Source organism: Noviherbaspirillum denitrificans, assembly GCF_002211445.1.
Taxonomy (GTDB): Bacteria; Pseudomonadota; Gammaproteobacteria; order Burkholderiales; family Burkholderiaceae_D; genus Noviherbaspirillum; species Noviherbaspirillum denitrificans.
In genome coordinates this window covers 1-19814 of sequence record NZ_LSTO01000013.1, presented here as the reverse complement: position 1 = coordinate 19814, position 19814 = coordinate 1, and the positions used below count along the sequence as shown (strand labels likewise).

17 protein-coding genes are annotated in these 19814 nt (G+C 52.8%); 7 read left to right on the top strand and 10 right to left on the bottom strand.

Annotated features, from left to right (window positions below; translation table 11 throughout):
* The coding region (locus AYR66_RS26740; protein ID WP_141104312.1) for an integrase core domain-containing protein at nucleotides 1-182 on the top strand (182 nt) is incomplete at its 5' end.
* A 266-nt stretch (nucleotides 183-448) separates the two neighbouring features.
* Here AYR66_RS26740 and AYR66_RS26735 read toward each other — a convergent pair.
* The gene (locus tag AYR66_RS26735) at nucleotides 449-1381 is read right to left on the bottom strand and encodes an alpha/beta fold hydrolase (protein ID WP_206047362.1); all 933 of its coding nucleotides are present in this window, start codon (nucleotides 1379-1381) and stop codon (nucleotides 449-451) included.
* 306 nt (nucleotides 1382-1687) lie between these two features.
* Entirely contained in the window at nucleotides 1688-2602 is a 915-nt protein-coding gene (locus AYR66_RS26730; RefSeq protein WP_206047354.1) for a nucleoside recognition family protein, read from the bottom strand.
* A gap of 194 nt (nucleotides 2603-2796) precedes the next feature.
* Between AYR66_RS26730 and AYR66_RS26725 the strand changes: the two genes are divergently transcribed.
* The 6 genes from AYR66_RS26725 to AYR66_RS26700 all read left to right on the top strand — a co-directional run bounded on the left by AYR66_RS26725 (nucleotide 2797) and on the right by AYR66_RS26700 (nucleotide 8659).
* Nucleotides 2797-3774 carry a quinone oxidoreductase family protein gene (locus AYR66_RS26725; RefSeq protein WP_088710576.1) on the top strand — a complete coding sequence of 326 codons (978 nt, stop codon included), beginning with the start codon at nucleotides 2797-2799 and terminating at the stop codon, nucleotides 3772-3774.
* A gap of 26 nt (nucleotides 3775-3800) precedes the next feature.
* Nucleotides 3801-4757: a LysR family transcriptional regulator gene (locus tag AYR66_RS26720; RefSeq protein ID WP_234815098.1), complete on the top strand. Its 957-nt coding sequence runs from the start codon at nucleotides 3801-3803 to the stop codon at nucleotides 4755-4757.
* Between the two features lie 213 nt (nucleotides 4758-4970).
* Nucleotides 4971-5885: a 3-hydroxyisobutyrate dehydrogenase gene (gene mmsB / locus AYR66_RS26715; RefSeq protein WP_088710574.1), complete on the top strand. Its 915-nt coding sequence runs from the start codon at nucleotides 4971-4973 to the stop codon at nucleotides 5883-5885.
* A gap of 265 nt (nucleotides 5886-6150) precedes the next feature.
* The gene (locus AYR66_RS26710) at nucleotides 6151-6429 is read left to right on the top strand and encodes a YciI family protein (protein WP_088710573.1); all 279 of its coding nucleotides are present in this window, start codon (nucleotides 6151-6153) and stop codon (nucleotides 6427-6429) included.
* 63 nt (nucleotides 6430-6492) lie between these two features.
* Complete coding sequence (locus AYR66_RS26705; protein ID WP_088710572.1) at nucleotides 6493-7782, top strand: EAL domain-containing response regulator; 1290 nt, start codon at nucleotides 6493-6495, stop codon at nucleotides 7780-7782.
* 202 nt (nucleotides 7783-7984) lie between these two features.
* A complete protein-coding gene (locus tag AYR66_RS26700; RefSeq protein ID WP_088710571.1) occupies nucleotides 7985-8659 on the top strand; it encodes a glutathione S-transferase in 675 nt (224 codons plus the stop codon).
* A gap of 1414 nt (nucleotides 8660-10073) precedes the next feature.
* On the opposite strand, the gene acuI is transcribed toward AYR66_RS26700, so the two are convergent.
* The 8 genes from acuI to AYR66_RS26665 form a co-directional block, all read right to left on the bottom strand.
* A complete protein-coding gene (gene acuI, locus AYR66_RS26695; RefSeq protein WP_088710570.1) occupies nucleotides 10074-11057 on the bottom strand; it encodes an acrylyl-CoA reductase (NADPH) in 984 nt (327 codons plus the stop codon).
* Nucleotides 11058-11186: 129 nt separating this feature from the next.
* Nucleotides 11187-11906: an ABC transporter ATP-binding protein gene (locus AYR66_RS26690; protein WP_088710569.1), complete on the bottom strand. Its 720-nt coding sequence runs from the start codon at nucleotides 11904-11906 to the stop codon at nucleotides 11187-11189.
* 13 nt (nucleotides 11907-11919) lie between these two features.
* Nucleotides 11920-13896 (bottom strand): branched-chain amino acid ABC transporter ATP-binding protein/permease, encoded by a 1977-nt coding sequence (locus tag AYR66_RS26685; protein WP_088710568.1) that lies wholly within the window; start codon nucleotides 13894-13896, stop codon nucleotides 11920-11922.
* Nucleotides 13897-13898: 2 nt separating this feature from the next.
* A complete protein-coding gene (locus AYR66_RS26680) occupies nucleotides 13899-14768 on the bottom strand; it encodes a branched-chain amino acid ABC transporter permease (protein WP_088710567.1) in 870 nt (289 codons plus the stop codon).
* Nucleotides 14769-14849: 81 nt separating this feature from the next.
* A complete protein-coding gene (locus AYR66_RS26675) occupies nucleotides 14850-16046 on the bottom strand; it encodes an ABC transporter substrate-binding protein (RefSeq protein WP_088710566.1) in 1197 nt (398 codons plus the stop codon).
* A gap of 182 nt (nucleotides 16047-16228) precedes the next feature.
* Nucleotides 16229-17905, bottom strand: coding sequence for a GMC family oxidoreductase (locus AYR66_RS26670; RefSeq protein WP_088710565.1), 1677 nt, complete (start codon nucleotides 17903-17905; stop codon nucleotides 16229-16231).
* 256 nt (nucleotides 17906-18161) lie between these two features.
* Nucleotides 18162-18299, bottom strand: a complete 138-nt coding sequence (locus AYR66_RS29145) for a hypothetical protein (protein ID WP_170942389.1) — start codon at nucleotides 18297-18299, stop codon at nucleotides 18162-18164.
* 556 nt (nucleotides 18300-18855) lie between these two features.
* Nucleotides 18856-19814, bottom strand: a 959-nt coding sequence (locus tag AYR66_RS26665; RefSeq protein ID WP_088710564.1) for a tannase/feruloyl esterase family alpha/beta hydrolase, incomplete at its 5' end; no start/stop codon positions are given.

The window sequence follows — 19814 nt, the reverse complement described above, 5'->3', positions numbered from 1 at the left end:
ACGGCATGATCGAGCGCGTGATCAGGACGTTGAAGGAGCAATGCGTACATCGGCAGCGCTTCGAGACGTTGCAGCATGCCAGCCGGGTCATTGCTGACTGGATTGGCTTTTATAACACTCGACGTCCGCACCAGGCGCTGGGAATGAAGACACCTGCTGAAGTATTCGCTTTAGCAGCCTAACCTGTGCAGGTTTCGCTGGGTCATTACATTTCCGCAGCACTTGCTTTCCTTGGGATGTTCTTTCGAAAAGACATACCGCTGCGTCCCCAGCGTCGATGAAAAGCTGCGCAGAATGCTCAGTTCGGAGAATGTCGATACTGCGTGTAAGTATTACGTTCATCTCGTCAACCGGCTCCACTGCGACGACCTTCTAATGGATCTAAAGAGGCCTCATGTGAATCAAGGGTTGAAACGCGCTACTTAAGTCAATGAATTGTTTAGCGTCACTATCCTAGTCGCCCGCGTCCTTCATCTATCTTCGCAAGTTCGAGGACCGCTGCTGAAAAAGCTTCCGGTGCTTCCTGTGGGAGATTATGACCGACACAGGGAATTACTTGATGCGTTCGGAGGCCAGAAAAATAACGGGCGTGTTCGGTTCCATCTGTCGCGGATATTACTCCATCTCCGGCACCGTCGATCGTTATAGTAGGTACAGTAATAGACGGAAGTAAGCTAAGGCGATCTTGCATTTCAAAATATCTAGAATCACCTTGGACTAAGCCAAATCGATGCCGATAGGAATGAATAACTATGTCCACAAAATCCGGCCCCTCGAATGCCCGAGCGCTGCGATCAAAAGTCTCGACATGGAAATTCCAATAGGGAGACCACTGCCTCCATAGCAATTGTGCCAATTCCCGCCGATATAATTGCAGCCCTGCTTTACCCCGATTCTGATGGAAATAATATTGGTACCAAAGCGCTGCTTCGTCTTTCGGATTCCTTGGCAAATGCGCGTTTGTAATGTCTTGGATTAAGTAACCATTTACTGATACAAGACCAATACAGCGTTCGGGATAAAGAGCAGCAACGACGCATGCTGCCCGGCCGCCCCAATCGTACCCAGCAAGGATAGCCCGCTCTACACCAAGTGCATCCATTAGGCATAAAAGGTCGTGACCAATCGCAGCCTGTTCACCTGATCGATAAGTCGTCTCACTCAGGAACGCCGTTGGGTAAAATCCGCGCAGGTATGGAATTATTACTCTCATTCCACGTGCGGCCAATAAAGGCGCGACGTCCACATAGCTATGAATATCATAAGGAAAGCCATGCATGAGGAACACCGGACAGCCGTCGATCGGCCCCGTCTCATAATATGCGACGTTGAGAACACCAGCGGCAATGAAATTAAGTGGCTCAAGCAGCTTCACATCCATGTCATTCATATCCTACGTTGAAAGAATCGCTACCAAAAGATATAGCTACTAGCGATGGTGCTGCCACTGGAACGGCTCGATGGCAAGTGTAATTGCCTCGACACACTAAATCGAAACGCACAGAGGCGGGTAGCTGAACAGCACACAGACGGCAGTCGGAAGGTCGGCTAGACCAAGTTTTGAAGACGCATACAGCGCAGCTCAATCGAACCGTCGCTTAAATTTTACGCCTTCCAGTAGCAAGTTATAAGAGTATGAAAATTCTCTGCAAATACGCGCCGTCTACCGGAGACGCGCTTTTTCATCCTACAGCACGTAGGCGTGAATCAAAGTCCGTACTAGGATACCGACAAATCCCCCCAGGACCGCCTGTTTCCATACTTTCGAGATGCGCGGGCCAGATGACATTAAGATGGCAATCCCTGGGACGTCGAGCGTATTGATTAGCCAGCCACCTGTCTTATTTAGAAACTGACTGTCGACTACGCCGTTTCGTTGCATGTCGACTAGCAATCCCATCACGCCGGTTGCTCCCCCAAGCCATTTGGTCAGCGTAGGAATCACCAATACAGGGTCGATATGCAGTAAATGCAGAATTGGTGCTAGCAGTATTTCTAGCAACGCAAACCCACCCACGAGCTTTGCGAGCGCGACGAACAGCAGCGCAAGGGCAAGGATTGGTATCGTTCCAACTGCAATCCTGAAGGCTTCTGCGCCGGCATGATTGATTATCGCCAGTATTCCCTTTGGCTCAGAGAGAGAGGTGTGTGGCAAGTGCTCCTCCATCTTAAGTTCAACTGCCATTAGGTTGCGTCCGAGCAGGTAAAAAGTGCAGAAAGCGGCAACCAAGCCACCGACCAGCGACACCAAAATGAAGATACCAAGGTGCAATCCAAGTGATGTGAGCGGAAACGCGACATTGGCCTGTCCCATCGCTATTACCATTGCGAATGTTGCTGCAAGGTGACGATCGGACGTGCCGCGCTTGTCCATGATGCTCAGCGTGGCGATCGGAGCGGCAAAGCTCACAAGATTGACTTGTAGCAGGGCAAATACGCTTAACCCGGTTAATCCGAAGGGGCGCAAGATCGGTACTAGGCGCGCCACGACCCAATCCAATACGCCCGCTGCTTCCAATAGCCGCATGATTGACAGCGAAATTGCCATAATTGGCAATAGGATGAACAAGGCAATTTCAACCGCCGATTTGCCCGCAGTCATAACGACATTTATAAGGTCCACGGCGACGTAATCCCCTGTATTTTCGGATCGTTTCGGATTATATGAGCGAACTAACGTTGTAATCGTGCATCCAGTGCAGGTGTCAAATGCACCTGGACCTATAGTCAAATATCGCAATCACCTTTAAATTCGAAAGATTATTTGGAAGACAGGCTTACTCCGAGGAGGAAAAGATGACCGCTTTCGTTCGAATTGAGCAAACAGGCGCCCCAACAGTGATGAAGTTGGTTCACGAGGACAGCAAAACACCGGGGCCGGGAGAAGTATGGATCGAGCATTCCGCAATCGGTGTCAATCCACTCGACGTGACTCAACGTTCAGGGCAAGTCCCCCTTAAGGAGCTACCGTCCCGTCTAGGACTCGAGGGCGTTGGTAAGGTCACTGCCATCGGCGACGGAGTTTCGCGAGTCAGGATCGGCGACCGTGTTGGGTATGTTCTGGGACCGCTTGGCGCCTATGCGACGGGGCGTCTGTATCCGGCGGAACGCTTGATTAAGTTGCCTGAGTCGTTAAGCGATGACGACGCCGCTGCCTTGCTTTTAAAAGGAATTACGGCCGAGTATTTGCTTAGTTCCGTATATCCAGTCGACCGCAATTCGCGCATCGTCGTGTACGGTGCTTCAGGTGCTGTTGGCCAGTTCATGGTGTCTTGGGCTAAGCATCTTGGTGCTCAAGTCATCGGTGTCGTGTCAAAAGAAGCAAGTCTAGAGCGCGCGCGGAGCGCCGGCTGTGACGAAGTCGTGATATTCAACCCGAAAACCCTGCCGGAGCAAGTAAGTGAGATCACGAATGGAAAAAAGGCTGATGCCGTCTACGATGGTCTAGGTCGGATATCGTTTGAGGCATCCCTTAATTGCTTGAGGCCGCGTGGCTTGATGGTGTCGTTCGGGATGACCTCTGGAGCCCCCTCCCCCGTGGAGGTGTCAACACTAAACTCCAAGGGCTCACTGTATCTTACTCGCCCCTCTCTGGCTGTCTACACCGCGGACATCCCGGAATATCAGATGCGGGCCGCGAACGTACTACGCGCCTACGAGGATGGGATTATCAAGCCCGTTGCGCGCCACAAGTTCGCTCTCGAACGAGTCGAAGATGCACATCAGCACCTAGAGAGTGGACAAAGCCAAGGTGCGGTTATACTGCATCCATAAGTTCACCTTTACACTCAGCCACGGCAATGCATGAACGTGGCTTTTATCTCCTGATGAACCCGTTCGACAGCAAGTATAGTGATCAAATTGCTGCCATCCTAGCTTTGCACGAAGGCGGTTCGTTCATTGCCGCCGGCAAGCTACTGCAACGACATCCCACCGTCGTCTCCAAAAGGATCTCGGAACTGGAAACGCGACTCGGCGTGCGACTGGTGGAACGTACCACTCGGCATCTGCATTTCACGGAAGCAGGGCTTCAGTATGTTCGGAGCGCCGAATCTGCACGCGCTGCTTTGCTGCAAGCGGAGGAGGACGTTTCAGCAAGTGCGATGCAAGCTAGTGGAACTCTGAAACTAGCGTTGCCTGCAACAATGGGGCGTGTTTGGCTGGCTCCTCTCATCGCTGAATTTGTCCTGCAGCACCCGTCTATCAGCGTGCAAGCCGAATATTCTGATCAGTTCGTAGATATTGTCACGAACGGCTTCGACGCCGCGATTAGAATCGGCGAGCTGCCCGACAGCAGACTGAAAGCAACGAAACTTTGCGAAAACACCCGGATTCTGTGCGCGTCGCCTGCCTATTTGCGCCGCAATCCTTTGCCCGTTATGCCAGCGGATCTCAGCCGTCATAATTGCCTTTGCTTTACAGGCTTGTCGACTTTCCCTGCGTGGAAACTTTATCGCGGAGGGCAAAGAGAAAGTGTGATCGTAAAGGGTTCCATAACAAGCAACGACAACGAGGCTTTGCTTTCCGCAGCGCTCCGGGGTGTTGGAATATTGGCATGCGGGAGTTGGCTGGTAAGCCGCGAGCTTGCTAGTGGCCGTCTGGTTCAAGTCCTGCCGGAGTGGCAATTGGACGTTCGATCGGCAGTTTACTTCGTTCGCCCCTCCGCAAGGCTTGCCCCGGGGAAAACCAGGACTTTCAAGCTATGGATAGAAAAGAAGTTTTTTAGGCGCCCGCCCTGGTCTCCTTCGTCCTCCTGATACTGCATGCCTTCCCGTAAGGCACTGCATTTTCACCATTTCCAACGCGTCGATCTTCAGCATTTTCTGCACAGCCGTTGGGGATTTATTGCCTGTTCTCCACGCATAGAGCGATCTAAGATGACCCCAATCTAGGAGCTGAACGCTGTCATTGAGACGCAGAAGCTCGAACGATTGGACGTTCAAGATCATTAACCTCAAAGGAGATTTGTTATGGCAAACGTTGCATGGATTGGCCTCGGCCTGATGGGAAATCCGATGTCGAAACATTTGGTTAACGAAGGTCATACCGTCAAAGGCTTTGACATCGCCCCCCAGGCGCTTCAAACAGTGGCGGCCAATGGCGTCACACCTACCAATTCCATTGCTGAAGCCTGCAAGGACGCCGATGTCGTCTATTCCATGCTTCCATCCGGCTCGGACGTGTATGAAGTGATGGCATCGCCCGGCGGCGTCTTTTCCAGTGTTCGGCCCAACACGATCATCATCGATTGCTCGACCACGGGCATTAATTATGCGAAGCGACTGCACGAGGAAGCAAAGAAAGCCGGCGTCGTATTTGTCGAAGCACCGGTATCCGGTGGAACGGAAGGTGCGCGCGATGCCACGCTGACTTTCATGATCGGTTGCGACAAGCAATACGCCGATCGCGCCACTGAGCTGCTCCGACCGCTCGGCGATTACATCGCCTATGTCGGCGGCGCCGGCACAGGGCAAGCCGCCAAGGTAGTCAACAACCTCATCATGGCAGTAAGCGTCACCGTGAACTGCGAGGCGACTGCGTTGGGTGAGATGCTTGGCCTGGATATGAAGGCCTTCTTCGAAATTGCTACGCGCTCGTCGGCCGATAACTGGTCGTTCCGGTTGTGGAACCCCGCACCTGGCGTTGTGCCAACCTCGCCTGCGTCTAGAGGTTATAAACCTGGCTTCAAGACCTGGCTATTGGCCAAGGATTTGAGCTTGGCCCTGGAAGCGGGCAAGGACGTGGGCTTCAAGCTGGAAACCGCCGAGACCGCCTATTCCCTAATGACCGAGCATGCTAAAGACGGCGGTGCCGATCTTGATGCTACGTCGCTGGTACTGCATCTCGCAAAAAAACTTAAACAGGCGCAGCCGAAGGCAGCATAACTTTCAGTACTCCGCTATTCGACAGGAAGTACCTCAAATTCCTTTTCAGGTACTCCTGTCGTTAGTTTAATGACTTAATTGGAGTCGCATTCCGCCGCACTGTCGCGGACTGCTACCGTAGCAACACCTCGGTTCACTGACATGAACAGTGCCTTACTGAACGCCAATACAAAATTGCGTGGAACGGGCACATCCAAAACGTTCGATACAGCAGCCGCAAGGATAAACGTCTTCTCCTATCCATTTACCTATTAAGAGAAATACGATGACGTACTACGCCATTTATTGTGTTGACAATCCCGCTACGCCGAACGCACGTAACGAGCACTATCCCAAACATCGTGAATACCTCGCGTCTGCGCCTTTGAAAATCGTGACAGCCGGGCCACTTACTGATGAAGCCGGAGAGAATCGTATTGGCAGCCTACTGTTAATTGAAGCCCAATCCATCAAGGAGGCTCGCTATTTCGCGGAGCAAGATCCGTTTTATATCAACCGCGTCTGGAAGGAAGTATCAATTCACCCTTACATAAAAGCGATTTGATTGCATTAAAAAACATCCCGTGGCTAGAGCCAGTTATGAACCACGATTAAGAGTTGATTTGTGATGCGCGCGATACAAAACAGGAGGCCCGCCTTTGCCAGTTTGCGGGTCCTGATACTCGATGCCATCCCATTCCGGCGCCACAGGCTGGTTACCGCATTAAATGACATCGGAATTTCTTCCGTCATCCAGTCGCCGGATTGTGCAAGCGCGCTCGATGTCTTGAGCAGCAGTGAATGTCGAGTCGATATCGTCCTTTGCGACATGCAAATGAAGGACATCGAAGAGATTGAGTTCATTTACCATGCGGCGCATTGCAACGTCGGCGGCTTCATTCTTATGTCCGCGGCGAAGGACGCCCTGTTTTCCTCCGAGCAGATCATTGCGCAGGGTCGTGGTTCACCTGTGTTGGGGGTATTGCATCCCGCAATGAACACTGGTTGCCTTCAGCATCTGTTATCCAGCTACCTCGCTACCAATGCGGCAGCACCAAGCCATACGGAAAAGCCGTGCTTGCCGCAATGGAGCCGGAACGACTTAGTGGCGGCACTCAATGGGAATCAGTTCGAGCCCTATTTTCAGCCGAAAATCGACCTCGATACCGGGATGCCGACCTGTGTTGAAATCTTGGCGCGCTGGCATCATCCCGACCTCGGCATTTTGCCGCCAAGTCAGTTTATCGAGTTGATGGAGCAGCATAAGGTGATTGATCAATTGACCGGATGCTTGCTGGTGCAGTCGCTGTCGTGTGCCAAGCAATGCGCCGCGAAGGGAAAGGACATTGGCTTTGCAATCAACGTCTCTCCTGTCACGCTGCAGGATTCGCGCACCCCAAGCCGGATAGGTGCACTGGTAAGGGAGTGCGGGCTGTGTTCTGAGCAAATCACGATTGAAGTGACAGAAACCGCCTCTTCGAAAAACTTCACCTCAGTACTGGAATCGCTGACCCGCTTGCGCATGCAAGGCTTTGAAATCTCCATCGATGACTTTGGGATGGGGTACTCCTCGCTGCAGCTGTTAAGCCAGATGCCGTTCACGGAACTCAAGATTGACCGTTCTTTTGTTACGGACGTTTGCAGCAGAGCGAAATCGGCCGCGATCCTAGAGTCCGTCATCCATCTTGCCGAAAAGCTGAACCTGCGTATCGTAGCGGAAGGAATAGAAACTACAGATGAACTCCAATTCATTCGATCACTGGGGGTCGGTACTGGCCAGGGATTTCTCCTCGGCCGGCCAATGGGACAAAAGAATCTGATTCATTATCTGGAGGATGAGTTCTCGCTTGAAGGGGTGTTCCAAATGGATGGGATTCCGCCCAGAAGGTGTGACGAACTAGTGCCTGTTATGAACTAAACGCCGGCAGAGAAGTCAGGCGAGCATGACTGCTCGCCTGACTTCTTTCCTCGACCTTAGTTCATAACACCCTCTAGCCGAGGGCACATAAATGAATGCCTAATGCAGGCGAATAGCCCGCAAAGTTTTTCCGGTCGGCAGTAGCTCAATTCAGTTCGGACTTTATCGTCCTTGCCCATTCCCTTTAATTTAGGAGCATGCAATGGCATCCAGCACTACAACCAACGTCAACACTATGACGGTCTATGATTTTCCGGTCGGCCCCTATCCGACGCGCGTACGAATCGCTATCGCAGAAAAGAAATTGCAAATGAAAATCCGGTTTGAGCTGGTAGATTTGTACAAGGGCGAACACAAAAAACCGGAGTTTAGCGAGCAAAAAAATTATTCAGGAACGCTGCCAGTGCTCGAGTTGGCGAACGGCACGCTGATATCAGAATGCACTGCCATCACCCAGTACCTCGATACGTTAGATGGGGCACCGAGCCTTACGGGTAGTACGCCTCTGGAACAGGGGATTATTCATATGATGAGCAAGCGGGCCGAAATCGAGTTACTTGACGCTATTAGCGTCTATTTTCACCATGGCACACCAGGCTTGGGGCCGTTGGTGGAGCTGTACCAAAATCCAGAATGGGGCTTCCGTCAGCGCGACAAAGCGCTTCGAGGTATGCATTATTTTGACAAAGTGCTCCAACAGCAACCTTTCATTGCTGGCGACAAATTTTCAATGGCTGACATTACTGTCATTGGAGGTCTAGTGTTCGCTGCTATCGTAAACTTGGAAATCCCGGCCGAATGCAGAGCCTTACTGTCCTGGTACGAACGCATGAAAAGCCGCGAAAGTGTTGCTACCCAACCGGCGTTTTCTAGTTGAGATAGTTTTCGCGAAGTTGAGAATGGTAGGCTGGGACAGCTTTGTGTGGAAAAACATGCAAATGTCTTTTCCTGGCCGAGACCGTGTAAAAACGCAGATTTGGTCAAATCAGACCACAATGCTAGTAGGCGCCACTCGAGCCCTTCCGCCATATCGTATTGCTCGTTGCTGCGAAACGCGTTTTTACACAGCCTCGGCCGGCTGCCGTCAATTGTACTCGACAGTGAACTGCGCCCCGGCAGCTGGGCCGCTGCCGACCGGTTGCTGTCGATTGTACTCGACTGCGGACCGCTCACTGTCGGCGGCTTTCTTAAAGATTACTTTCATACAAGCTGTTCAGATTTAGTCAGCCAAATGCCGTCGGCAACGTAGGATGCGACGGGTCCGAGCATGACGACTAGCAGTTTGCATCCACAATCGTTCTTCCGTGCTGGCGACTTTCGAGTTAAGGGGTTTGAATCGATCCGGGAAATAGGTCGGCGGTATCTATGAGTGTCCATCTATGTACTGAATTGGATCAAATAGGACCGACTTAACGAGTCAAAATCATCGTACTTTATCCCAACGCGAAATTTCGTGTCGCAGACATTGCAGTGAACGATCGTTCCCCAAACGTTGATTCTTCGCGTTGTTGATTCGATAGCTACGTCCAGTGCAATTACGCACTTACTACCTACTGTGGCTGAGGCGCCAATGACTGCGCCGATTCCTCTCGTGGAAATATCCACTGTCTCCAGTAGTGACGCTGCACGGCCTTGCACAAGGATTTTTCCCATGTGCCAGAAGTCATTGCGTGTGCTCGTTCGTTGCTCATGCATATATGCAGTGCCGGGAGACGAAAGAAGTACAGCGAGAGCGTTACTATCCGCCATTTCGCAATCGTACTTTAGTGACATTACCTAGATACTCCATTGAACGACAATGTTCACGAATTTGTTGATCGGTATTCCGTTCATCCCGCAAGCGCCTCGCTCTGTATAACTCGGTTCCGCGAGAGTTCTAACAGCGTGATTGAAAACTAGTTTTACCCGGATAGGCGTTTGAGCAGCAAGCCTACCCATAACGACGTAAAGCCTCTTGGGCGAACTGAACCGTGGAGCGTTCGGTCGGCTGGACGATCCTATGGCTACGGCCTGTCGAGCATCAGTGCTATATCGTGAATTGCCTTGGACATCAGTCGGCACATAAACCGCATGAACCGTCGGTACACCGTTTGCCAAAGGAAAAATGCATTGGCAGCATTCGCCATTCTCATACTAAGCGGACCAGGTACCAAATCGCATTGACTACGTCACACAAGTTAGTTACCCGGCGTCGCCTCCTTGACCGAAAATGGAGCGTTTTCCTGAAAGCTGTCCAGTCTCCCCCCGCGGCAATGGGTAACGCTGAAAAGCGGAAGGTTCATGCATGGTGACTAGCGGTTTACATCAACAACGGTTCTTCCGTGCAGGCGGCCTTCGAGTAAATCGGCTGCTGCGTCAACTACTTGAGAAAGACCAATTTCACGAGTTACGGACATGAGGGTTTCAGATGAAAGATTACCTGCCAAAAGGTTCCATGCGTTGACACGTTCCTCATTGGGAACAAAGACGCAATTGATGCCATATAGGGTAACGCCACGCAGGATGAAGGGCATTACAGTGGCGGGAAGATCCGCGCCTTGAGCGAGGCCGCATGCAGCACACGCGCCGTTCCATTGTGTAGCAGCCAATGCGTTGACTAGTGTGTGACTACCGACGGTATCAATCGAAGCGGCCCAACGTTCTTTTTGCAATGGCTTGCCGGGAAATGAGAGCGTCTCTCGTCCGATGACCTCTGTGGCGCCCAATGAACGAAGATAGTCAGTCTCCGCGGGGCGGCCGGTCGAAGCGATTACCTCAAATCCCAAGCTAGCGAGTAACACAACTGCAATGGAGCCTACACCGCCAGCGGCACCGGTGACGAGGACCGGGCCCTTTTCAGGCACCAGGCCATGTCGAAGAAGAGCGCGCACACACAGTGCCGCGGTGTATCCAGCCGTGCCAATCGCCATTGCCTGGCGTGTGTCAAAAGCCTCTGGCAATTTCAAAAGCCAGTTCGCAGACAGGCGGGCACGTTGAGAGAGTCCCCCCCATTGGGTTTCGCTAAGCCCCCAACCGTTGACGACAACACGATCGCCAGTCTTCCACGCGGGGTTCGTGCTGCGCTCAACAACACCGGCCAAATCGATTCCGGCCACCATTGGCCACTCTTTCACGATAGGACCACGTCCGGTGATGGCCAGTGCATCCTTGAAGTTGAGACTAGAGTATTCAATACGAACATCTACGTCACCTGGCGGCAACGCTGTTTCATCCAGATCAACTAGCTCCGCCTTCGATCTATCCGAAGTACGAGTCAACAGAAGAGCTTTGAACATTGTCGATTCCCTATTCTGGTCGTAGGCTTCCGCCTACTGTTGAATGAAGTCGGCGGCCGCGGCGTCAAGTGCACCAGTCTGTTATGCACTTCAATCCGTCACCAAAATCGCCACCGCCACTGTGGCCCATTAATGGCCTCCGAGATACGCTGCCTTTACTGCAGGATCGTGAAGCAGGTGCTCGGCTGGTCCGTGTGCCGATATACGGCCGTTCTCCATTACGTATCCGTAGTCACTGACAGCAAGTGCAGCGCCGGCAAACTGTTCCACCAGTAACATCGTGACGCCCCTTTCTTTGAGGCGAGCAATGATACGGAATACTTCGTCAACAATAATCGGCGCCAGTCCCATGGACGGCTCATCGAGCAGAATGAGATCAGGATTGAGCATGGATGCCCGAGCCATGGCTAGCATCTGCTGTTCTCCGCCCGATAAGGTTCCGGCGAGTTGAGTGCGACGCTCCTTCAGACGGGGGAACAATTCCATCGCCCGTTCCAAATCTCCATGTACGTCTCCCTTCTCTCGATTTCCCGTGAAACGAGGAAAGGCGCCCAGCAGGAGATTGTCGATTACGGAAAGGGTCGGAAATACGCGGCGCCCTTCAGGGGAATGTGCCAGGCCGCGACGCGCGATACGATGTGAATCTAGCCCGGTAACATCGACTCCATTTAATAGGACAGCCCCCTTCTTAGGCTTGATCATTCCCGATACCGCACGCATGGTCGTAGTCTTGCCTGCTCCATTCGACCCAATCAGGCTTACGACCTTTCCTCTCGGCACTTCCAGCGAGATCCCGTGCAACACCTCCGTTGCTCCGTAACCGGCATACAGACTATCTATCTTCAACATTGTCCCATCTCCTCTACACGGCAACGATCTGCAGCTTTGAGTGGCCAGGTAGCTCGACCTCGCTCCCCAAATAGGCCTCGATCACTTTTGGGTCCTTCTGCACGGCGTCCGGTGTTCCTTCCGCAATCTTCTGCCCGAAATCCAACACGGAAACGTTATCTGATACTCCCATCACGACATCCATGTGATGCTCGATCAAAATCACCGTGATTCCATGGCTTCGAATCTTGCGGATCATATCGGTGAGTTCAGGGAGATCGGCAGGAGGAATGCCCGCCGCGGGTTCGTCAAGTAGCAACAAGCTTGGATTGAGGCCGAGCGCACGACCAATTTCCAGAAGGCGCTGCTTGCCATACGGCAGGTTCCGTGCCTCTTCGTTGGCAAGACTCGCTAATCCAACAAATTCCAGAATACCCGCCGCACGCTCCCGTGCCTTGCGCTCCTCTTCGTGATATCTCCGGGAATTAAATACGACATCAACCAAGTTCGCATTGAACGTGTGGTGCAGTCCTACCAGTACGTTTTCGATAACGGTCATCTCACCGAAGAGTTGCACGTTCTGGAACGTTCGGGCGATTCCGCTGAGCGCGATCTCGGACGCCGGGCGACCGGAAAGGGACTGGCCGTTGTATCGGACCGTTCCTTCTGTGGGGGTGTAGATACCGGTAAGCACATTCATCATCGTGCTTTTGCCTGAACCGTTTGGACCAATAAGCCCGTGCACCGAACCTTTTGCAACGCAGAGGTTCACTTTGTTGAGCGCCTTCAGGCCGCCAAATTGCATGACAAGGTTTTTGACTTCTAGCAAGTTACCTTGATGCGGTGACAGCTGGCCTGATGCAATCGCCTCGGTTGCCGCCTTGTTCCCACTGTCCTGGATGATCTCGTGAGCTTCCACCCAATTTGGACGAAAGCGTTTCACCTGATCCCGTAGATAGCCCATGATCCCGTCCGGCAGGTAGTAGACTACGCCGAGTATCATCAGTCCGAAAATGGTTTGGCGGTGTTCCGCTATATCTTCAAGCGTAAAGCCGAATACGACAAACGCTGCGACAGCGGTCAACGGCACACTTAATTGACGAATACTTGTGGAGGTCTTGACCAATGCATAGCCGGCACCAACAACTACTGCAATTGCGACTACCACTGTAATTGTGCGGAACAGTTCGAGGTCAGAGAGCAGGTTAGGCAGAAGCACGACTATGGTTGCGCCGATGATTGAACCCGAGCGCGTCTTGCGACCGCCAAGAGTGACTGCCAACAGGAACAGGATAGTGAGTTCGAAGTTGAAATTGTTCGGCGCAATGTATTCCTCAGAAAAGGTATACATGGAACCGGCTAATCCGGCAAACGCTGCGCTAAGGACAAACGCAAGGACTTTCGTGCGGTACACACTCACACCCATGCAGTCCGCCGCGATTGTGCTGGCTCGCAACGCCTCGAGGGCTCGCCCAATAAAGGACTTGAGCATACGGTTAACCACGATCAGCGAAAGGACGGCCGTTACAATGGAAAAGTAGTAGAAGTCGACGGTAGTTACTCGATGACCAAGGATTACCGGCTTAAACACAGTGAGACCCTGTGGGCCGTTTGTGATGAAATCCAGCTCATTGATAAAAATCTGAGCAATAGTGCCGAACGCGAGTGTCACCATCGCCAGATACGGACCGGTTACCCGCAGTGCTGGGAGAGCAAGAAGAGCACCGAATGCTGCGGTAGTCGCGATCGAGCACGGCATGGCGATCCAGAACGGAACGCCTAGTTTGACGACCAGCACACCTGTGGTATATGCGCCAATGCCAAACAGGGCAGCATGACCAAGTGATATTTCACCGGTATAACCGACCACAATGTCCAATCCGAACAGCAGAATAGCGTAGATCGCGATGACTACAATAAGGTGGATGTAATAAGGATTGGGTACGAGCATTGGGAAAACCGCAAGGCCGAGAAGCAGCGCCCCAAGAAAATATGTTTTTGCAGTTTTCATGGTTACACCTTCTTGATTACGGATTTTCCAAAAAGACCACCTGGCTTAACTGCCAGAACGAGGAGCAACAAAAATAGCCCAGGTACATCCTTGTATCCCGTGGAGATGTAAAAGCCCGTAAACGTCTCTGCCAAGCCAAGGATGAGCCCGCCCACGATCACACCAAGGCCCGAGCTCAAGCCACCGATGATTGCCACGGCTAATGCTTTGAGACCCAGTGACGCACCCATACTGGCGCCGGTCAACGTCAGTGGGGCAATCAGGACGCCAGCGAACGCGGCCGCTGCACAGGACAAAGCGTAAGCGAAGGTAATGACTTGACCAGTATTGATACCCATCAGGCCAGCTGCATCGCGGTCGGCCGATGTCGCAACCACTGCCTTCCCGTAGATTGACTTCCGATTAAACAGCTCTACCGCCAACATCAGGGCCAAGGCGCCAACGACGACAAGTATTTCCATGGGCATCACGTTTGCGCCCAAAAGATTTAGGGGTACTTCAGGAACAGGTGAAGGAAACTTCAGGTCCTCCTTACCCCACACATTTTCTGCCACATTCTTCATGATGATACCGATGGCAATTGTGGCCATAATCCAACCCTCGGACTTGATTTTCAAGGCTGGCCGCACGCCGAGACGCTCGACCCCGATGCCGTACAGCGCGCCCGCGATCAACACCAATGGAATCATTAGCCAGTAATTGACGTGAGCAACAATCGAAAGCCCTATTAACGCACCCAGTGCAAGTGCTTCGCCTTGCCCAAAATTTAGTGTCCTAGAAGTGGCAAACGTAAGCTGATAGCCGAAAGCGACCGTCGCGTAGATCATACCGAGCGCAACGCCGCTAAAAACCAGTTGAGCCAGAATTTCCATGTTCATTCTCCAAAAGCGTAAAAGGGCGGCACCGTACTTTGGCTCTTTAGAATCCGTGGTGCCGCCGACATAGCTTTATGCTTATTTCTTTGCGCCGACGACAACGGCCTTCTTCTGCTCTTGAGGATAGGCATAGACCACCTTGCCCCCCTTAATTTCTCCCATTACCAAGAGATCAGGAGTGATGGCGTCGTGGTTATCCTTGGAGAATGGGCGGTTGTAAGTGGCGACGACCCCTTCGACCGGCGTGTTCAGGTTCTCAAGCGCTGCCTTGATCTTTGGGCCTTCGGTCGAATTGGCTTGGCGAATAGCCGCGGCCAGCAAATACATTGAGTCATATCCCTGTGCGGCACAGGAGGGAGACTCGATATTGCCATCCTTGGGATTGAAAGCCTTCACGTAGCTGTCGATAAAAGCCTTTCGTTTTGGGGACGACGTTTCCTGGATAAGCGTTACCGGCATCCTTGCTCCTTCGCTGGCCGCACCAGCGTTTTCAATAAAGCTTGCCATCGACAGATTCCAGCTCCCGATCATTGGAACCTTCCATCCCAACTTGGTCATCCCGTTTGCAATCTGCGCTAACTCTGGTCCGACTCCATAGACTAGAATTACTTGAGCATTGGCACTTTTCGCCCTCAACAGCTGTGCCGTCATATCAACATCTTTGAGATTAAACTTTTCGACCGCAACCGCCTTCATGCCCTTTGCGGAAAGAGATTTTTCGAGATCCTCCCGGCCGAGTTGACCCAGGTTTGTTGTGTCCGCCAGAATCGCCACTCGCTTGAAGCCAAGGCGGTCTACCGCCTCTTCCACCATTCTTGGAGCCTGGATTTCGTCCCGCGCGGTGGTACGGAAGATATAGTTTTCAGGTTGACCATCGAACTGATGAGAGATCAAGGTGCCGGTCGCCACAGCGCTCATTACGGGGATCTTTGCCTCCTGATAGAAGCGCTGTGAGGCAAGAGCGACGCCGGTGTTGACGAAACCGACGGCAGCCACAACCTTCTCCTTGTTGATCAGTTCTTGGGCTAGCTGCACGCCGCGTTCGTTCTTAGCCTCATCGTCACGCTCGACGAGCAGGATTTGACGTCCAAGGACACCGCCGGCCTTGTTAATTTCGTCAGTTGCGAGGCGTATGCCGTTGCGCATACTAATACCGAGGGGGGACGACCCCCCAGTAAATGGGCCTGGAACGCCGATTTTGATTGGCTCAGCTGCGCCTGCTACAAGGGTCGTAGTTGCAAGGCAGATTGACACGAGCGCAGTTTTGATATTCATGCTTGTCTCCAACGTTTAATAGATTGCTTTGATTGCATGGCGCCAACCAAGCAAATGAGTACGCGTGCGCGCCTGCACGTTAATTTTTAGCGACCATCTGTAAGGATCACCGGGGGATAATTGCCGATCACATCGAGAAGCCCTGTGTCGATGGTTTCCATAAATTGGGTGCTTAGAAAAATTTAGAATGTAGGGACAATTGGGTTAGGTTCCACGTAGCGGCTCGCCTTGAGCCTCGCGAACACCAGGTCGGCGTTGTGTTCCTGAATAATCATTTCCGCAGCCTTCTCGGCAATCATGAGGGTCGGCCCATTGGTATTGCCCGAGGTAATGCTCGGCATTACGGAAGCATCGACAATGCGCAAACCAGTAAGCCCATGAACACGCAAACGTTCGTCTACCACTGCCATATGGTCCCGTCCCATGCGAGCCGTCCCAACTGGGTGAAACTTTGTAGTGGCTAGTTCAGCTGCAGCCAGCTCAAGTTCGGCATCACTTTGGTATTGCAGGCCTGGTTGAATCTCTTCAGGCTCGTGAGTTGCCAATGCGCGCGCGCCAAGGATTTTGCGAGCAATGCGAATCGAGTCGACTAATACCTTCCTATCCTCTTGCGTGGAAAGGTAATTAGGTTGAATCTTTGGCGGCGATTGAAAGTCGGGCGAGGTCGCATGCACGCTGCCCCGGCTCGTTGGCCTTAAGTTACAAACACTGACCGTAATGGCGGGGAAGCTATGTAGGGAGTCTCCGAACCGATCAACTGAAAACGGCTGTACGTGGAACTGGATATTGGCGCTAGTTTGGCTGGGGTCCGATTTAGTGAATACTCCGAGCTGGCTCGAATGCATACTCATGGGACCGCTACGCTTTAACGCATACTCAGCGGCAATCTGTGCCTTTCCGGCTAAGGTGTCTGAAAGCTCATTCAGTGTGGATGCGTTCTTTACTTTGTAAACGAGAGGTATCTGCAAATGGTCCTGCAGATTTTCACCTACTCCAGGCAGATCAAGGATCGGCTTGATCCCCAAAGCTCTGAGCCTCTCGAGTTGGCCTACACCGGACAGCTCAAGGAGTTGCGGCGTGCAGATTGATCCAGCACAGAGAACAACTTCGCGCCGGGCATGAACCTGGCATTCCTGGCCGCGATGATCGAAAGTTAGCCCACTAGCGCGGCGCTCTTGGAATTGAATAGACTTTGCCTGTGCATGTGTCACAACATGCAAGTTTTCACGCCCCTTTGCAGAATGAAGGAATGCTTTGCTTGCATTTACCCGAACACCGCGTCGCTGGTTAACGTGAAAGTACCCAACTCCAAAGTTATCTCCCCGGTTAAAACAAGGGGTCAATGGAATTCCTAATTCGATGCAAGCATCGCGGAATTCATTGACAATCGGCCAGTGTGCACGTTGCTCCTCAACACGCCACTCGCCGCCGATGCCATGTTCTGCACTCTCTCCTTGGACAAAGTCTTCGTGCCGCTTGAAATATGGCAGAACCTCTTCCCACCCCCAGCCTGCGTTTCCCGAAGCTCGCCAGTTCTCGTAGTCGCGGGCCTGTCCACGGATATAGACCATTCCGTTAATTGTCGAACACCCACCTAACACCTTACCGCGGGCATATTCAATTGATCGCGCTTTGAGGCCAGCTTCATTTGCGGTCCTGAAACACCAGTCAGTAGTTGGATTGCTTACACAGTAGAGATATCCAACTGGAACATGCACCCAAGGGGAGTTGTCCTTTCCACCTGCCTCCAGCAACAAGACAGTTACTAGTGGATCGGCCGAGAGTCGATTTGCTAGCAGGCATCCTGCAGTACCGCCGCCAACAATCACATAGTCGTATATGCCAAAGCCTTGCGCCACGAATGCCTCCGTCGTTTATATCGAGTTCCTCGTTGCGCATTACAGACGTCGTACTTATGCCGTCGATAACGCACAACAATATCTACTCGGCTGGCCACCGCACGGTTATGGAATCCCGTCGGTTACGCCGCTCTTTTTTTCTTCTGGTGAAGCGATTATTGTGTAGATCGCAAAGCAGAAAAAGGCAAAACTCGCCCACTGGTTGTGCATTAATGCGGCAATGAGGATTTAAGAGGGTTAGGCCTATCTTCCCTGCTTACGCGGGAGACCTCGGATGCGTGGGGAAGCGAGCAGAGTTCACGTGGTAGTCCATCGGGCGTGCCTCCCACGCGCCGAACTTCGACTTGATCCGCTGGAACATGAACCGTTCCGGATCGAAATTTGCAGTGCGCATCTATGCCACAGCTCCGGCCAAGTTTGCACCTTGCCGTACAGCTTCAGGAACTTCAATTGGCTAACACTCATGCCGCACGGTGAACCTCCTTATCGTGGCACCGCAGAAGCTCATAGCGAGAGACGTTGGCTTTCGGCTCGCTGTTTAGTGACAGCGCTGTCGTGATCGATTCAGTCGCTGGCGCCTGATTGACTTGCCGAGTAAATTGCGAATGTGTTCACCCGGGGATGAACGTGACTCCAGGCGCTAATGACTGCGCCCAGTATAGAGTCGGTCCCATGAACCGAAATGGCAGAGAGAACGTGGTTTATGAAACGGTCCCCACGATGGGGCTTCAGGCGAGGACGCTGCAAGTGCGATAGGGCCCCATGCCTCGTCTAGAACGGCACGCGACTTCAAATCTTCGGTACTAGCCGCCAGTCCATGCGCAGTGGTGGCACAGCAGGTTGTGCCGCCGGAAAGCAATGGCAGCTGACCTCGGTCCAAAGATAGCTCTGGTCCGCAGCCACGGCCCCACTACGAGTGTGGGAGACCGCAGCGCCTTCTCACGATCGCACTAGCTGCAAGTGTAACTTGCTGCAGACTTCACGTGTCCAGTTCCTCTGTACGTGATCTTCTGCGGATATACACATAGCGGTAGAGACGCCGTCGTATCAGCCGACGTTACGTCCAAGCGATTCGGCACGATACCGTTCTCGACCCAGTTCTGTAGCGCCATGAACATTTCGTCGCGACCGCTCGCCGATTGAGGCAGCGGCACGAAGGGACTCCCGGATATGGGCTCGCGATGGCCGAAGCCAGGGATCAGGTAGAAGCGGTAGAACTGCTTGACCGCGTCGATGCCGCCCATGCGGGCTGCCACGTTCTCGTAGTAGCTGATCGAACCTTGGACCGGAATCAAATCGTCAGCAAGCCCGTGGTACATCAACAGCTTGCCGCCCCTGTTCTGAAATGCGCTGAGGTCGGGGTTATCCGTATTGATGTTGCTGAACTGAGGTTGCAATAGCACGCCCTGCAATTGCGCGTTGACGAGCGCGGCGTAGTCGAACGTGGTCTTCCAGAGATCGGTTCCATTCCCCGTCGCATTTTTGAAGAAGAAGCTGCCGTACCGGACGTCCTGCAATTCCAACGCGGTCATGTCAGCACCTAGAATTGGCGCAAAACCTGTGGGAATGTTCGTCAGATCCGTTCCACGCGTCCAGCCGAACCAGATTCGTTTTCCACTCAAGACATTCGAGTTGCCGTTGTCGACTTCCGGCGACGGCACGCTGCCGTCCACGGTTTGCCCGTACCAGAATTTGTTTACCGCGTTCGCTTCTGCCAAGCTCAAGCAAGTCGCGGCACCGTTCGCGCCCACGACGCCGCCGTTGCCCGCGACACCCATGCATAGGGTGGCAGCGTCCTTGGTGGGGTCGTAGCGGCACGAGAGCGGATCAATGACGAAACCCAACTCAGCGCCGCCGCAAGCATTGAGCGCCGCTCGACTGACAGCGGTGAGTTTTTCAGGAGCCATGT

What these genes read in the sequence shown, in the direction of transcription:
- AYR66_RS26735 (WP_206047362.1), bottom strand. Translation starts at nt 1,381, where the DNA reads ATGGATGTGAAGCTGCTTGAGCCACTTAATTTCATTGCCGCTGGTGTT.
- AYR66_RS26730 (WP_206047354.1), bottom strand. Translation starts at nt 2,602, where the DNA reads ATGACTGCGGGCAAATCGGCGGTTGAAATTGCCTTGTTCATCCTATTG.
- AYR66_RS26725 (WP_088710576.1), top strand. Translation starts at nt 2,797, where the DNA reads ATGACCGCTTTCGTTCGAATTGAGCAAACAGGCGCCCCAACAGTGATG.
- AYR66_RS26720 (WP_234815098.1), top strand. Translation starts at nt 3,801, where the DNA reads ATGCATGAACGTGGCTTTTATCTCCTGATGAACCCGTTCGACAGCAAG.
- mmsB (WP_088710574.1), top strand. Translation starts at nt 4,971, where the DNA reads ATGGCAAACGTTGCATGGATTGGCCTCGGCCTGATGGGAAATCCGATG.
- AYR66_RS26710 (WP_088710573.1), top strand. Translation starts at nt 6,151, where the DNA reads ATGACGTACTACGCCATTTATTGTGTTGACAATCCCGCTACGCCGAAC.
- AYR66_RS26705 (WP_088710572.1), top strand. Translation starts at nt 6,493, where the DNA reads ATGCGCGCGATACAAAACAGGAGGCCCGCCTTTGCCAGTTTGCGGGTC.
- AYR66_RS26700 (WP_088710571.1), top strand. Translation starts at nt 7,985, where the DNA reads ATGGCATCCAGCACTACAACCAACGTCAACACTATGACGGTCTATGAT.
- acuI (WP_088710570.1), bottom strand. Translation starts at nt 11,057, where the DNA reads ATGTTCAAAGCTCTTCTGTTGACTCGTACTTCGGATAGATCGAAGGCG.
- AYR66_RS26690 (WP_088710569.1), bottom strand. Translation starts at nt 11,906, where the DNA reads ATGTTGAAGATAGATAGTCTGTATGCCGGTTACGGAGCAACGGAGGTG.
- AYR66_RS26685 (WP_088710568.1), bottom strand. Translation starts at nt 13,896, where the DNA reads ATGAAAACTGCAAAAACATATTTTCTTGGGGCGCTGCTTCTCGGCCTT.
- AYR66_RS26680 (WP_088710567.1), bottom strand. Translation starts at nt 14,768, where the DNA reads ATGGAAATTCTGGCTCAACTGGTTTTTAGCGGCGTTGCGCTCGGTATG.
- AYR66_RS26675 (WP_088710566.1), bottom strand. Translation starts at nt 16,046, where the DNA reads ATGAATATCAAAACTGCGCTCGTGTCAATCTGCCTTGCAACTACGACC.
- AYR66_RS29145 (WP_170942389.1), bottom strand. Translation starts at nt 18,299, where the DNA reads ATGCGCACTGCAAATTTCGATCCGGAACGGTTCATGTTCCAGCGGATC.